Annotated in this window: 12 protein-coding genes and 1 tRNA gene; 7 read left to right on the top strand and 6 right to left on the bottom strand. The window is 56.9% G+C overall.

What is annotated here, in order from left to right; all coding sequences use genetic code 11:
- Positions 1 to 123 precede the first annotated feature (123 nt).
- A complete protein-coding gene (gene typA, locus IEW17_RS16680; RefSeq protein WP_188563200.1) occupies positions 124 to 1,935 on the bottom strand; it encodes a translational GTPase TypA in 1,812 nt (603 codons plus the stop codon).
- A 228-nt stretch (positions 1,936 to 2,163) separates the two neighbouring features.
- On the opposite strand from typA, the gene msrB reads away from it, so the two are divergent.
- The 3 genes from msrB (at position 2,164) to IEW17_RS16695 (ending at position 4,132) form a co-directional block, all read left to right on the top strand.
- Positions 2,164 to 2,715: a peptide-methionine (R)-S-oxide reductase MsrB gene (gene msrB / locus IEW17_RS16685; RefSeq protein WP_188563201.1), complete on the top strand. Its 552-nt coding sequence runs from the start codon at positions 2,164 to 2,166 to the stop codon at positions 2,713 to 2,715.
- A 190-nt stretch (positions 2,716 to 2,905) separates the two neighbouring features.
- Positions 2,906 to 3,703 (top strand): DUF3050 domain-containing protein, encoded by a 798-nt coding sequence (locus IEW17_RS16690; RefSeq protein ID WP_188563202.1) that lies wholly within the window; start codon positions 2,906 to 2,908, stop codon positions 3,701 to 3,703.
- 75 nt (positions 3,704 to 3,778) lie between these two features.
- Positions 3,779 to 4,132 carry a hypothetical protein gene (locus IEW17_RS16695; RefSeq protein ID WP_188563203.1) on the top strand — a complete coding sequence of 118 codons (354 nt, stop codon included), beginning with the start codon at positions 3,779 to 3,781 and terminating at the stop codon, positions 4,130 to 4,132.
- A gap of 108 nt (positions 4,133 to 4,240) precedes the next feature.
- Here IEW17_RS16695 and IEW17_RS16700 read toward each other — a convergent pair whose 3' ends face one another.
- Positions 4,241 to 5,008, bottom strand: coding sequence for a hypothetical protein (locus IEW17_RS16700; protein ID WP_188563204.1), 768 nt, complete (start codon positions 5,006 to 5,008; stop codon positions 4,241 to 4,243).
- A 236-nt stretch (positions 5,009 to 5,244) separates the two neighbouring features.
- Between IEW17_RS16700 and metG the strand changes: the two genes are divergently transcribed.
- Positions 5,245 to 7,287: a methionine--tRNA ligase gene (metG, locus tag IEW17_RS16705; protein ID WP_188563205.1), complete on the top strand. Its 2,043-nt coding sequence runs from the start codon at positions 5,245 to 5,247 to the stop codon at positions 7,285 to 7,287.
- A 198-nt stretch (positions 7,288 to 7,485) separates the two neighbouring features.
- Here metG and pth read toward each other — a convergent pair whose 3' ends face one another.
- From pth to IEW17_RS16725, 4 genes are all read right to left on the bottom strand, one after another.
- A complete protein-coding gene (pth, locus tag IEW17_RS16710; protein WP_188563206.1) occupies positions 7,486 to 8,052 on the bottom strand; it encodes an aminoacyl-tRNA hydrolase in 567 nt (188 codons plus the stop codon).
- Positions 8,053 to 8,241: 189 nt separating this feature from the next.
- Positions 8,242 to 8,814: a 50S ribosomal protein L25/general stress protein Ctc gene (locus IEW17_RS16715; protein ID WP_188563207.1), complete on the bottom strand. Its 573-nt coding sequence runs from the start codon at positions 8,812 to 8,814 to the stop codon at positions 8,242 to 8,244.
- A gap of 138 nt (positions 8,815 to 8,952) precedes the next feature.
- Positions 8,953 to 9,879, bottom strand: coding sequence for a ribose-phosphate pyrophosphokinase (locus IEW17_RS16720; RefSeq protein WP_188563208.1), 927 nt, complete (start codon positions 9,877 to 9,879; stop codon positions 8,953 to 8,955).
- 178 nt (positions 9,880 to 10,057) lie between these two features.
- Positions 10,058 to 10,130 (bottom strand) — tRNA-Gln (locus IEW17_RS16725).
- Positions 10,131 to 10,403: 273 nt separating this feature from the next.
- Between IEW17_RS16725 and atpD the strand changes: the two genes are divergently transcribed.
- The 3 genes from atpD (at position 10,404) to IEW17_RS16740 (ending at position 13,484) form a co-directional block, all read left to right on the top strand.
- Positions 10,404 to 11,909, top strand: coding sequence for a F0F1 ATP synthase subunit beta (atpD, locus tag IEW17_RS16730; protein ID WP_188563209.1), 1,506 nt, complete (start codon positions 10,404 to 10,406; stop codon positions 11,907 to 11,909).
- A gap of 145 nt (positions 11,910 to 12,054) precedes the next feature.
- Positions 12,055 to 12,300 carry an ATP synthase F1 subunit epsilon gene (gene atpC, locus IEW17_RS16735; protein WP_188563210.1) on the top strand — a complete coding sequence of 82 codons (246 nt, stop codon included), beginning with the start codon at positions 12,055 to 12,057 and terminating at the stop codon, positions 12,298 to 12,300.
- A 128-nt stretch (positions 12,301 to 12,428) separates the two neighbouring features.
- Complete coding sequence (locus IEW17_RS16740; RefSeq protein ID WP_188563211.1) at positions 12,429 to 13,484, top strand: AI-2E family transporter; 1,056 nt, start codon at positions 12,429 to 12,431, stop codon at positions 13,482 to 13,484.
- Positions 13,485 to 13,538 lie beyond the last annotated feature (54 nt).

A 13,538-nucleotide genomic window follows, 5' to 3' on the forward strand; every position in this document is an offset into this window, starting at 1 on the left:
TTTCTGGCTTTTGCGGTCCTTTTGCTGCGTAAAATACCCCCTGATGAGAAACCCTAAACAGGCTCAATGAAAAAGGGCGCGACCAAAGCCGCGCCCTCTTCAAAATCATTCAACAAAGAATAATTAGTCGGCCTGCTTGGCGTAGCGCAACCGCTCGTTTTCGTCGAGCAGAATCTTACGCATCCGAATCGACTTCGGCGTCACTTCCAGGTACTCATCCTTCTGGATGTATTCCATGGCTTCTTCCAGCGAAAACTGGCGCTTGGGTACAATCTTGGCGTTATCATCCGTGCCCGAAGCCCGCATGTTGGTCAGCTTCTTGCCTTTCTGGATGTTCACCGTCAGGTCGTTCGGGCGGGTGTGCTCGCCGATAACCTGGCCGCCGTACACTTCCTCGCCCGGGTCCACGAAGAACGAGCCACGGTCCTGCAGCTTGTCGATGGTGTACGCGGTGCCGGCACCGGTTTCCAGCGAAATCAGCGAACCCGCAATGCGGCCGGGGATGTGGCCCTTGTGCTCCTCGTAGTCCATGAAACGGTGGTTCATGATGGCTTCGCCGCCGGTGGCGGTCAGCACGTTGTTACGCAGGCCAATCAGGCCGCGCGACGGAATGGTGAATTCCAAGTGCTGCAAGTCGCCCTTAGGCTCCATGATGGTCATTTCGCCTTTGCGCATGCTCACCAGCTCAATCACCTTACCGGCCGATTCCTCGGGCACGTCCACCACCAGCAATTCGATGGGCTCGGTGCGCTTGCCGTTTTCGTTTTCTTTGAACAGCACCTGGGGCTGGCCCACCTGCAGCTCATAGCCTTCGCGGCGCATGGTTTCGATGAGTACCGACAAGTGCAGAATGCCGCGGCCGAACACGAGGAAGGTATCCTCTTTGTCGGTGGCTTCCACGCGCAGGGCGAGGTTCTTTTCAGTTTCTTTGAACAAACGGTCGCGCAAGTGACGCGAGGTCACAAACTTGCCCTCCTTGCCAAAAAACGGCGAGTTGTTGATGGTGAACAGCATGTTCATCGTCGGCTCGTCGATGCTGATGCGCTCCAACTGCTCGGGATTGTCGGCGTCGGCCAGCGTGTCGCCGATGTCGAAGCCTTCGATGCCCGACACGGCGCAGATTTCGCCGCTGCTCACCTCGTCCACCTTCACCCGGCCGAGGCCTTCGAAGACGTGCAGCTCGCGGATTTTAACTTTCTTAACGCTGCCGTCAGACTTCATCAGGCTCATGTTGGAGCCCTCACGCAGCGTACCGCGGTGCACGCGGCCGATGGCGATACGACCCACGAACGACGAGTAGTCGAGCGAGGTAATCTGCATCTGGGGCGTACCGTCCAAGGTCGGTGCGGGCGGAATCGACGAGATAACCGCGTCGAGCAGGGGAATCAGGTTATCGGTCTTGGTCTTCCAGTCGGTGCTCATCCAGCCCTGCTTCGAGGAACCGTACAAAGTCACGAAATCAAGCTGGTCTTCGCTAGCGCCAAGGTTGAACATGAGGTCGAAAACCTGCTCGTGCACCTCGTCGGGACGGCAGTTTTCCTTGTCTACTTTGTTCACCACCACAATGGGCTTCAGGCCCAGAGCAATGGCTTTGCCGAGCACGAAGCGGGTCTGCGGCATGGCGCCTTCGAAGGCATCCACGAGCAGCAATACGCCGTCGGCCAGCTTCAACACCCGCTCTACTTCACCACCGAAGTCGGCGTGACCAGGGGTGTCGATGATGTTGATTTTGGTGCCGTTGTAGCGTACCGACACGTTTTTGGAAACGATGGTAATGCCACGCTCGCGCTCCAAGGGGTTGTCGTCGAGAATTAGGTCGTCGAAGTGCTGGTGCGCGTCGAAAATCTTGGATGCGTGGATAATTTTATCCACTAGGGTAGTCTTGCCGTGGTCAACGTGAGCGATGATGGCAATGTTACGAATGTTGTTGGCCATATGGGTTGTTTTTGCGGGTGCAAAGGTACGGACAAAAAGGCGCAAAGCCTTGTGCTACTTCAGTCTTAACGGGCGGTCGGTTGTACCGGGCTCCGGTAAGGCCAAGCCCATCGCCCTAAATCGGTTAAGTCAGGCGTAAGGTTCCCAGCATTTTTGCGTCTGTCCCGCCGACCGAACCACCGCCCAGTGCCGTATGTTGGTCACCTATCATTCAACCCCTGTATCGCCATGCGTTTTTCCTTGCTATTTCTCGTTGTTTCGGCGCTCACCCTCAATTCGGCCTGCTCGCAGAAGCGCGATGTGGCCGCCAATACCCCCCGCCCGCCCCGCACCGTGGCCGGCAAAACCTACTACCAACCCCAAGTCGTGACCGGTAAGCCCGACGAATTTCCGGTGCGTAAAACTAACGCCGAGTGGAAAAAGCAGCTTACCCCCGACCAGTACTACATCCTGCGGGAGCAGGGCACCGAGCGGCCGTTCACGGGCAAATACCACGATAACCACGCCGATGGCAACTACTACTGCGCCGCCGACCGGAACCTGCTTTTTACTTCAGACACTAAATTTGAGTCGGGCACCGGCTGGCCCAGCTTCTACGCCCCCGCTACCAATGCCAGCGTGAAAGTGGCCTCCGACAACACTTTTGGTATGAGCCGCGATGAGATAGTGTGCGCCAAATGCGGTGGCCACCTCGGCCACGTGTTCAACGATGGTCCCAAGCCCACCGGCCAGCGCTACTGCATGGACGGCAACGCGCTGGCGTTTGAAAAGAAAAAATAAAACGTCCTGGGTTATTCTGGGAAAATTCATAAAAAAAAGCCCCTTGGCAATCCATGCCAGGGGGCTTTTTCGTTGGTCTGTATATGCACCAGTTTGGTTATTCGCCACTTATAATAGAACCTTCTGTGGTTCGAACAGTTGCTGGGACCTAATTTTACTGCTTAAGAAAAATAAGTATAATTTAATTATCATGTTCGCTCCCACCCTGACCGACCCTATTGACCATTTACAGTCCGAAATAGGTGCTGCCCGCCAGCTGCTACTAGAAAACGGACTGTATGGCCGGCTGCAGACGCTGTCCGAACTGCGCCGGTTTATGGAGCACCACGTCTTTGCCGTCTGGGATTTCATGTCGTTGCTGAAGACGCTGCAACGGGATTTGACCTGTGTGCAAGTGCCTTGGGTGCCCACGGCCAACGCGGCCACGCGGCGGCTCATCAACGAAATTGTGCTGGAAGAGGAATCTGATGTGGACCCGCAGGGGCAGCCGGCCAGCCACTTCGAACTCTACCTCCGCGCCATGCGGGAGTGCGGGGCCGATACCGGGCCCATCAACCGGCTGGTGGCGGCCATCAGTGCCGGCCGCACCGTGGCGCAGGCGTTGGAGGCAGCCCAAGCGCCCGATTCAGTGCGGCATTTTGTTGAAAATACGTTCAGCATCATCCGGTCGGGCAAGCCGTATTCGGTGGCGGCGGCTTTCACTTTTGGCCGTGAAGACCTCATCCCAGCCATGTTTCGCCAGCTAGTGAACGACCTGCGCGACCGGTTTCCGGGCCAGCTCGATACGTTTACCTACTACCTCGACCGGCATATTCAGCTTGATGAGGAAGTACACGCCCCCCTGGCGCAGCAAATGGTGCGCGAGCTGTGCGCCGACGACCCCGAGCGGTGGCTGGACTGCCAGCAGGTCACCATTCGTTGCCTGGAGGCGCGCATGGTGCTCTGGGACGGCATTATGCCCAGCAAAGCCCATAGCACGCTGGTGTAGCCCCGAACCACGGCGTCGTTGCCCACGTTTGAAGCAAGCGGCCAAATTTGGCCGGCTTACTATCAACTATCGGCAATGAATAATTCTCGTGTCCTAACCTGGTGCCGATTGCTGCTGTTCGGCGCGCTGCTACCCGCGTGCACGGCCTCCGAGCAGTCGGCCGAGACGGCCAACCCTTCGGCTGTGCCCCGCGAAGTTCGGACCGATGCTGACCGCCGCGCCATCTACAATAGCAACGGCAGTGGTAGCAGTTCGGCCGTGCCCGATGCCACGCCCAACCGCATGCGCCTGGGCGAGCAAGCCGCCGATATAAATCGGCAAAAGCGCATCGAAAATGCCAACACCAACGACCCTAACAACACCACGCCGGAAACCCGCCTCCGCCGCCTCGGCTACGACTCGCCGGCCGATACCCTGCGCCGGCCCTAGTGCCAGGCGCCAGGCGTTGGAACAGCCGGGTAATCAAACAGCCCGCCTCGGTGAACCGAAGCGGGCTGTTTGGTTGATGAGTGACAACGGCCAGTCGGGCCGCGCAAGCTATGCGTTTACCTCGCCGTTGTTGGCGCTGTCAGCCGAGTTCATCACGTCGTTGGCCACGGGGGCCGGAGTTGCCTGTACGCGGGGTTTTGGACCACGCTTGGCTCCGGTAACGGGTGTGCCGGGCTTGGGACCGCGGCGGCTGGCCGCCGTGGTGCTGGCCGTAGTGGCTGCGGGCTTGGGGCCACGGCGGGCACCGGTTGCAGCAGGTTTGGTACCAGCGGTGCTGGTTTTACGGCCGCTGGCTTTTGGGGCTGCGTTGGTTTCCGGGGCTCCTGTGGTTTCGGTGCCGGAAGCACGAATCTTACGCGGGGTGCCATCCTTATTCAGCGTCTGGCCTTTTTTGCGGTCTTTAGTCGGTTTGACCGAGCTGCTACCAGCGTTGTTACCGATGGCGGCGGCAGCGCTGGTAGCACTGCCCGAAACGGAATCGTAGTGGCGCACAATGGTGTGCAAGGCCTGCTCAAACATGCGCTCCGTGTCGCCATCGAGGCGGCGCGTTGCTTCTTTCACCACTTCCTTCAGCTTGGCCTTCGTTTCTTTGCGGATACGAGCCACAACTTCGTTCATGCGGCCGTTCAACTCTTTTTGCAGTTGCTTAGCGGCCGATTTGAGCGACTTTTTCTGGCTGGCCTTTTTGTCGGCGCGGTCATCACTCAGGTCTGCCGTAGCGCGGCTGGTTTTCTTGGCCGATTTACGGGCTGACTTTTCTTCCGGCGTACGTTTCGCACGCTTTTCGGTTTTGTTCGGAGAAGCAGGTTTTTTCATCTGAAAAAAATTGACTGGTGAAGAGTAAGAAAAGGAGCGAATGCGGCGTACTTGAATGACACTGAATTATTCAGTCGCTCAAATATAAAATGAATTAAGTGTCAAACGGTTCGCATAGTTTTTTTGTTGATTTAATTCTGCGTTTTTTTTTGTTGTTCCTTTGTGCCGCCCGGTAATTATTGCAGTTTTCAACTGGTAATTAAGCGCCTGTTCGCATCTTTTTTACTCCTTATCATATGTCACTTCTTCCTAAGCGTTACACTGTTACCGCTGCTTTGCCTTATGCCAATGGTCCGGTACACATTGGCCATTTGGCAGGGGTCTATTTGCCCGCTGATATTTATGTGCGCTATCTGCGTTCGGTGGGACGCGATGTAAAATTTATTTGTGGTTCCGACGAGCACGGGGTACCAATTACTATCCGGGCTCAAAAAGAAGGCGTGACGCCGCAACAGGTGGTGGATAAGTACCACGTCCTCATTCGCGACTCGTTTAAAGACTTCAATGTGTCATTCGACGTGTATTCGCGCACGTCATCGGCCACGCACGCCGAGGTTTCCAGCGAGTTTTTCACCAAGCTGAACAACGAAGGGAAATTCATTGAGCAAACAACCCAGCAGTATTTCGACGAAAAGGCGCAGCAGTTTCTGGCCGACCGCTACATTGTGGGCACCTGCCCCAATTGCGGCAACGAAAATGCCTACGGCGACCAGTGTGAGCGTTGCGGCACGTCGCTCAGCCCCACAGAGCTAATTAATCCGCGCAGCATGCTCAGCGGCGCGCATCCGATACTGCGCGACACCAAGCACTGGTTCCTGCCCCTCGACCAATACGAGCCCTGGCTGCGCGAATGGATAATTGAAGGCCATAAAAACGACTGGAAAACCAACGTGTACGGCCAGTGCAAATCCTGGATTGACCAGGGCCTGCACCCCCGCGCCGTTACGCGCGACCTGGACTGGGGCGTGCCCGTGCCCGCAGTAGGGGCCGAAGGAAAAGTGCTCTACGTGTGGTTTGATGCCCCAATCGGCTACATTTCGGCTACGAAGGAAGCCTTCCCCGACGAGTGGGAATTGTATTGGAAGGATGCCGGCTCCAAACTGGTACATTTCATTGGCAAGGACAACATCGTATTTCACTGTATTATTTTCCCGGTAATGCTGAAAGCGCACGGCGAATTTATTCTGCCGGATAACGTGCCCGCCAACGAATTTTTGAATTTGGAAGGTGATAAAATCAGCACCTCGCGCAACTGGGCCGTGTGGCTGCACGAATACTTGGCTGATTTTCCTGGTCAAGGTGACGTACTGCGCTACGTGCTGTGCGCCAACGCCCCCGAAACCAAAGACAACGACTTCACCTGGAAGGATTTTCAGGCTCGCAACAACAACGAATTAGTTGCCACGCTTGGTAATTTTGTGAACCGCGCGGTTGTACTCACGCACAAATTTTTTGAGGGCAAAGTGCCGGCGCTCGGGGAATTATTGCCCATCGACCAAGATGCCTTCGCGCAGTTAGCTGAATTCCCCGCCAAAATCGGTGAGTTAATTGAGAATTACCGATTCCGCGACGCGTTGGCTGAAGTGTTGAACCTGGCGCGCCTTGGTAATAAATATCTGGCTGAAACCCAGCCCTGGCACCTCATCAAGACCGATGCTGTGCGCACGGGCACGGTGCTGCATGTAGCCCTACAAATTGCGGCGGCCCTGGCCCCGGTGCTGGAGCCCTTTTTGCCCGATTCGGCCCAAAAGCTGGCCACCATGCTCAACCTGGAGTTGGGCAATTGGGCCAGCGCAGGCCGCGCCGATGCGTTAGCTGCGGGGCACGAATTGCGTGAGCCGGCGCTGCTATTCGCTAAAATCGAAGACGTTACTGTAGAAGCGCAAGTGCAAAAGCTGCTCGATACCAAAAAGGAAAATCAACTAGCTAATACGCCCGTTGCGCCCGCCAAAGAAGATATTTCCTTCGATGATTTTGGTCAGATGGACTTACGTATCGGTACCATTCTAACTGCCGAGAAAGTAGCCAAAACCAAAAAGCTGCTCAAACTCACCGTTGACCTGGGTCTGGAACAACGCACCATCGTGAGCGGCATTGCCGAGCATTTTATTCCCGAAGCCCTTATCGGCCAGCAGGTGCAAGTGTTGCTCAACCTGGCGCCGCGTGAAATCAAAGGAATCCAGAGCCAAGGCATGCTCCTGATGGCCGAGAATGCCGACGGTAGCCTGGCGCTGATGCAGCCCAGCAAACCGGTGCGCAACGGCAGCGGCGTGGTGTAGCCCGGAAGCGTGTTATTGCGAGCGCAGCGTGGCGCGGCAATCCGGCCGCTCAAAGCGACGAGCTCGATAATGTGAAAAAGTCCCAGCTCTGTGTAGAGTTTGGGGCTTTTCTGCATAATAAGACTTGTCACAACCCAAGGTTAGTTGCTGAAAATAGGACGGATTACCGCGCCGCGCTGCGCTCGTAATGACGGTGCTTTACTTTATGTTTACCACGTTCATGGCCCGCTCCAAGCCCATTGCACCAAATGCTAGTATGGCTTCGCCGGCTTTTTCAATGCGCGTGGGCAATTCAATTAATTCATCGGCCGAAAACGGATTCAGGACATAATCAACCTGCCGGCCCTTGGGAAAATTAGCGTCTACGCCAAAGCGAAGCCGCGCATATACGTCACTGATTAGCGTGGCCTGAATATCCTTCAGCCCGTTGTGCCCGCCGGCCGAGCCCTGCCCTTTGAGCCGCAGCTTGCCAAAGGGCAGGGCGAGGTCATCGGTAACCACCAGCATGTTTTCGGGTGTGATTTTTAGTGTAGCCAGCCAGTGCGCGGCGGCTTTACCACTCAGGTTCATGTAGGTGGTAGGCTTCACCAGTGAGTAGGTGTGGCCTTTGTGCTTGAATTCGGTAGTGAAGGCGTGGCGGCCGATTTCGAAGCGTGGAGCGTCGAATTTAGCGGCCAGATAATCGGCCACCATAAACCCAATGTTGTGCCGTGTACCGGCGTATTCAGGCCCAATATTGCCCAAGCAAAGAATTAGAAACTTCATCGCTGATTTTTGCTGATTAACCGTGATTTCGCTGATGCACGGCCAAAAAATGGGGAGAGAAAAAAGCCTTTTGATGGAAGACGAAAGGACAAAGAAAAAGGCGCTTCGTGGGAAGCGCCTTTTTCGTCCAATTTTCTGCCTGTTACCGTAATCAGCGAAATCACGGCTAGTCAGCGAAAATCAGTGGTTTTACTTGTTACCGGCGAGTTCGCCTTTCAGCGCACGCGGGATGGTGATGGTGGCGATGGGAGCATCGGCGCTGGTCAGGATAGTGTAGCCCTTGGGAACTACGGCACCTACCTTAATCGACTTGCCGAGCTCCATGGTGCTGATGTCAACTTCCACGTAATCGGGCAGGTTCTCCATGGTCGCACGCACGCGCACTTTGCGCAGCTTGCTGGCCAGCTTGCCACCGGCCAATACGCCCGGCGATACGCCGATGTACTTCACGGGGATGTCCATCTTCACCTCTTTGCCGTCTTCCAATTCCAGGAAGTCAACGTGTAGGAGCATTTCGTTCACGGGGTGGAACTGGGCGTCCTGCACGATGGCGCGGTACAGGGTGCCTTCCACGTTCAGGTCCACGATGTGAGCCTCCGGCGTGTACAACAATTCGCGGAACAGGATAGCGGGCACAGAGAAGTGCACAGTGTCCTTGCCGCCATACAACACGCACGGTACTTGAGCGTCGAGGCGTAATGCCTTGGCGTCCGTTTTACCGAGATTCGCTCTTTTAAACCCTACAATCTCGAGGCTTTTCATAAAAGTGGTTTTTGGGGATGAAAAATGGCCCGTTTGCCACCATAGTTAGTCGCAAACGGGCCGCAAAGGTACGGGAAGGGATTGGGAATTAAAAGCTAAGCCAGCATTCCACTCCGCTCCAATCGCAATGACAGGTAATTACACGAACAGCGAGCTGATGCTCTCGTGCGTTACCACGTTGCGGATGGCGGCGGCAAACAGCGGAGCCAGCGAAATCACCCGGATTTTTTCGTTTTCCTGCTGCAGCGGAATGGTGTCGGTCGTAATCAGCTCGGTGAGGGCCGAGGCCCGAATGCGGTCGTGAGCCGGGCCGCTGAGCAAGGGGTGCGTAACCACGGCGCGCACCGAGCGGGCCCCGCGCTCCATCACCAGCTCGGCGGCTTTGCAGATGGTGCCGGCGGTGTCCACCATGTCGTCTACGAATACCACGTCCATGCCTTTCACGTCGCCAATCACCTGCATGGAGGCGATTTCATTGGCCCGCAGGCGCATCTTGTCGCACACCACGATTTCGGCCCCAAACTTCTTGGCGAAGGCGCGGGTGCGCACCACGCCGCCCACGTCGGGCGAGGCGAAAATCAGGTTTTCGAGGTTCAGGGACTTGATGTAGGGCGCCAGCACCGTGGCTCCGTCGAGGTGGTCGACGGGAATATCGAAGAAGCCCTGGATTTGGCCGGCGTGCAGGTCGCAGGTCATCAGGCGGTCGGTGCCCACGCTCTGGATGATGTTGGCCACCACCTTGGCGCCGATGCTCACGCGGGGCTTGTCCTTGCGGTCTTGCCGGGCGTAGCCCATGTAGGGCATCACGATGACGACTTTATGGGCCGAGGCACGCTTGGCGGCGTCCACCATCAGCATGAGCTCCATGAGGTGCTCGGCGGGAGGGAAGGTGCTTTGCACCAGGAATACCTCGCAGCCGCGAATGCTTTCGTTGAAGCTCGGGCCCATCTCATTGTCGGCGAAGCGCTGCAGACTGAGGTCGCCGAGCGTAGTACCGTAGGCGGTGGCAATGTTTTCGGCCAGGGCTCGGGATGCGCTGCCGGCAAATATTTTGACCTGTTTCATAGGGGAAGGTGCTGATTTTAGGGGCGTGGCAAGCTTTCGCTGGCCGGTTGAGATTAAAAAGAAGTCAGGGGCCAGGGTAGCCAGCCAAAACATACTGCGCGAGTGGAAAAAGCGAAAGGCGCTGACTACTCCGGAAATTGGAGAAGCCAGCGCCTTTTGGTTTAATCGAGCATTGTTGTTGTCCGACCAGGGCTCGAACCTGGACTTTCTTGAATCAAAATCAAGCGTGTTGCCGGTTACACCATCGGACAATTTCCCAGTGAGCTACGCGCTGGTTGGGACTGCAAATGTACTACTGGAAAAATTCGAGGCAAGTCTTTTGATAAAAATTTTCTGAAGAAAATGGGGCCGGTAGGCCGTGTAAAGGTGCCTGCCACGCATTGGCCCCTGATTCTCATGCGCTAAAGCGTGATAGAAAAAAATAATCCCGTCGGCCTGGTCCTGAAACAGCGGGGTTGGAAAAACCGCGCTTCTGCCGTAATTTTGCGGCCTGAAAAAGCATCACTTCATTATAATACAACGCAATGGCGAATACCGGTAAAATCACCCAGGTCATCGGCCCCGTCGTGGACGTAAGCTTCGCGGGCGAGAACACGAAGCTGCCCAACATCCTCGACGCGCTCGAAGTCACGAAAGAGAACGGCCAAGTGGTGGTACTGGAATGCCAGCAGCATTTGGGCGAGGACCGGGTTCGGACCATTGCCATGGACTCGACCGAGGGCCTGGCCCGCGGCGCCGAGGTTCGTTCGCTGGGCGCTCCAATTTCGATGCCAACCGGCGACGGTGTGAAAGGTCGTCTGTTCAACGTTATCGGTCAGGCCATCGACGGTATTCCGCAGCCCAAGAGCGGCGTGCGGTTGCCCATTCACCGCAACGCCCCGGCCTTTGAAGAGCTGGCAACTTCGTCGGAAGTATTCTTCACCGGCATTAAGGTTATCGACTTGCTGGCGCCTTATGTAAAAGGCGGTAAGATTGGTTTGTTCGGTGGTGCCGGCGTAGGCAAAACCGTACTGATTCAGGAGCTTATCAACAACGTGGCCAAGGCCTACGAAGGTCTGTCGGTATTTGCCGGCGTGGGCGAGCGTACCCGCGAGGGCAACGACTTGCTACGCGAATTCATCGAGTCCAACATCATTCTGTACGGCGATGCCTTTAAGCATTCGATGGAAGAAGGTGGCTGGGACCTGAGCAAGGTGGACATGGCGGCGATGGAAAAATCGCAGGCTACCCTCGTGTTCGGCCAGATGAACGAGCCCCCCGGAGCCCGTGCCCGTGTGGCCCTGTCGGGTCTGACGATTGCCGAGAGCTTCCGTGATGGTGACGGCACCGGTGCCGGCCGCGACATCCTGTTCTTCATCGACAACATTTTCCGCTTCACGCAGGCGGGTTCGGAAGTATCGGCGCTCTTGGGCCGGATGCCTTCGGCCGTGGGTTACCAGCCCACGCTGGCCACCGAAATGGGTGCCATGCAGGAGCGCATCACCTCGACCAAGCGCGGTTCCATTACCTCGGTGCAGGCCGTGTATGTGCCGGCTGATGACTTGACTGACCCGGCCCCGGCCAACACCTTTGCCCACTTGGACGCCACGACGGTACTGAGCCGCAAAATCGCCGAGCTGGGCATTTACCCGGCCGTTGACCCGCTGGACTCCACCTCGCGCATTCTGTCAGCTGACATTCTCGGCGACGAGCACTACAACACCGCCCAGCGCGTGAAAGAGCTGCTTCAGCGCTACAAGGAATTGCAGGACATTATCGCCATCCTGGGTATGGATGAGCTGTCGGAAGAGGATAAGCAGGTGGTAAACCGTGCCCGTCGGGTGCAGCGTTTCCTGTCGCAGCCCTTCTTCGTGGCCGAGCAGTTCACCGGCCTTAAAGGCGTACTGGTTGACATCAAGGACACCATCCGCGGCTTCAACGAAATCATCGACGGCAAGCACGACCACCTGCCCGAAGCGGCGTTCAACCTGGTGGGTAATATCGAGGATGCCGTGGCCAAAGGCGAGCGCCTGATTGCCGAAGCCAAGTAATTTAGAACGTCAAGCGGAACGTCATGCTGAGCGAAGCCGAAGCATCTCTACCGCAGGAGTAATTAGTTTAGTTACTCACGCAGTAGAGATGCTTCGGCTTCGCTCAGCATGACGTTCTTTTTTAGCCTGACAATTCATCAAAAAAATGCATTTAGAAATCATCACCCCCGACCGCAAGGTATTTGAAGGCGAAGTGACGGCAGCCCAGTTCCCGGGGGCCGATGGCTCGTTTGAAGTGCTGAACAACCATGCCCCGCTGATTGCCACCCTCAAGGCTGGTGATGTGACGCTGACCGGCGCGAGTGGCCGCGAGGTCATCCGCATCGAAGGCGGCGTGGTGGAAGTGCTGCGCAACAACGTGATTGTGCTGGCCGAAGGTGTCGTGGCCTAACCGGCAGCGTACTCTTCGATTGGCTGAAAGCCGCTCCTGTTTGGCAGGAGCGGCTTTTTTTGTGCCGGGGGCCGAAGTGCGGGTTGCCGTGTCGTTATTTTGAGCGCAGACTTACTTGCCGTGTCCTTATGAAATCATCCGACCCATTTGTTGCCGTCGAAAATATTTACACGCCGCGCCAGCGGTACGTGCTGCTGGTGGCCTCACTGGTGGGCCTGGCGGCCCTGATGGCATTTGGGCTGGCGCAGTACCTCACGGCGTTTCTGGCGGCGGGTATCCTGTTCGTGGTGTTTCGGCCGTGGTGGGTGGCGCTGGTGCACCGGCGGCGCTGGAACCGGCGGCTCGTGGCCATCGGCCTGCTGCTGGTGACGGTGGTGGTGCTCGTGATTCCGTTCTACGCCCTGACGTCGCTGCTGCTCGACCGGCTGATTGCCTTCGCCCGGAACCCCGAGCAGCTGATGGGCGTGATTCACAAGCTGGAAAGAGCCACCGGCTTCACCCTGACCGAGCAGCTGAACGTGCGCCAGGTGCTGCTGCAAGTAGCTCAAAAGGTGAGCAGCTGGCTACCCACGCTGGCCAGCAGCGCCCTCAATTTCCTGGTGATTGTGGGCCTGATGCTGTTCACGATGTACTACATGTTCATGCAGGAGACATTCTTTCTGCTGGGCCTGCACCGCTACCTGCCCTTCCGCGGCGAAACGCTGCAGGAGCTGGGCGAATCGTTGAAAAACAACGTGAGCGCCAACGTGCTGGGGCAAGTGCTGGTGTCGGTGGTGCAGGGCATTCTGACGGGCCTCACGCTGTGGTTTTTCGCAGTACCCGACCCGTTATTCTGGGGTGTGGTAGCGTTTTTTGCGGCGTTTCTGCCGGTACTAGGCACGCCGCTGGTCTGGGGGCCGGCGGCGCTCTACCAGTTTTCGCAAGGGCACAACGGGCAGGCGCTGGGGATTCTGCTGGTGGGGTTTATCCTGATTATTAACGTGGATAACGTGCTGCGCATCGTGCTGGCTAAGCGCATGGGCAACATTCACCCGCTGATTACGCTGGTGGGGCTGGTGCTGGGCGTGGAAATTTTCGGCATCATCGGGCTGGTGGTGGGGCCGCTGCTCGTCTCGTACTTCCTGGTTTTAATGGAGGTGTTCCGGCGTGAAAACCGGGCCCACAAGACTGGTCAGCCCACGTAGCCGGAAAGCCGGACGCGTGCCGACCTTTGCGCTTTACGCTCCGCATTCCCCCTC

This window comes from Hymenobacter frigidus (assembly GCF_014640435.1).
In the GTDB taxonomy this organism is placed as follows: Bacteria; Bacteroidota; Bacteroidia; order Cytophagales; family Hymenobacteraceae; genus Hymenobacter; species Hymenobacter frigidus.

Bases quoted from the DNA above. Each gene is read 5' to 3' on its own strand.
- IEW17_RS16740 (WP_188563211.1), top strand. From the start codon at position 12,429: ATGAAATCATCCGACCCATTTGTTGCCGTCGAAAATATTTACACGCCG.
- IEW17_RS16690 (WP_188563202.1), top strand. From the start codon at position 2,906: ATGTTCGCTCCCACCCTGACCGACCCTATTGACCATTTACAGTCCGAA.
- IEW17_RS16720 (WP_188563208.1), bottom strand. From the start codon at position 9,879: ATGAAACAGGTCAAAATATTTGCCGGCAGCGCATCCCGAGCCCTGGCC.
- typA (WP_188563200.1), bottom strand. From the start codon at position 1,935: ATGGCCAACAACATTCGTAACATTGCCATCATCGCTCACGTTGACCAC.
- atpC (WP_188563210.1), top strand. From the start codon at position 12,055: ATGCATTTAGAAATCATCACCCCCGACCGCAAGGTATTTGAAGGCGAA.
- IEW17_RS16695 (WP_188563203.1), top strand. From the start codon at position 3,779: ATGAATAATTCTCGTGTCCTAACCTGGTGCCGATTGCTGCTGTTCGGC.
- IEW17_RS16700 (WP_188563204.1), bottom strand. From the start codon at position 5,008: ATGAAAAAACCTGCTTCTCCGAACAAAACCGAAAAGCGTGCGAAACGT.
- pth (WP_188563206.1), bottom strand. From the start codon at position 8,052: ATGAAGTTTCTAATTCTTTGCTTGGGCAATATTGGGCCTGAATACGCC.
- atpD (WP_188563209.1), top strand. From the start codon at position 10,404: ATGGCGAATACCGGTAAAATCACCCAGGTCATCGGCCCCGTCGTGGAC.
- msrB (WP_188563201.1), top strand. From the start codon at position 2,164: ATGCGTTTTTCCTTGCTATTTCTCGTTGTTTCGGCGCTCACCCTCAAT.
- IEW17_RS16715 (WP_188563207.1), bottom strand. From the start codon at position 8,814: ATGAAAAGCCTCGAGATTGTAGGGTTTAAAAGAGCGAATCTCGGTAAA.
- metG (WP_188563205.1), top strand. From the start codon at position 5,245: ATGTCACTTCTTCCTAAGCGTTACACTGTTACCGCTGCTTTGCCTTAT.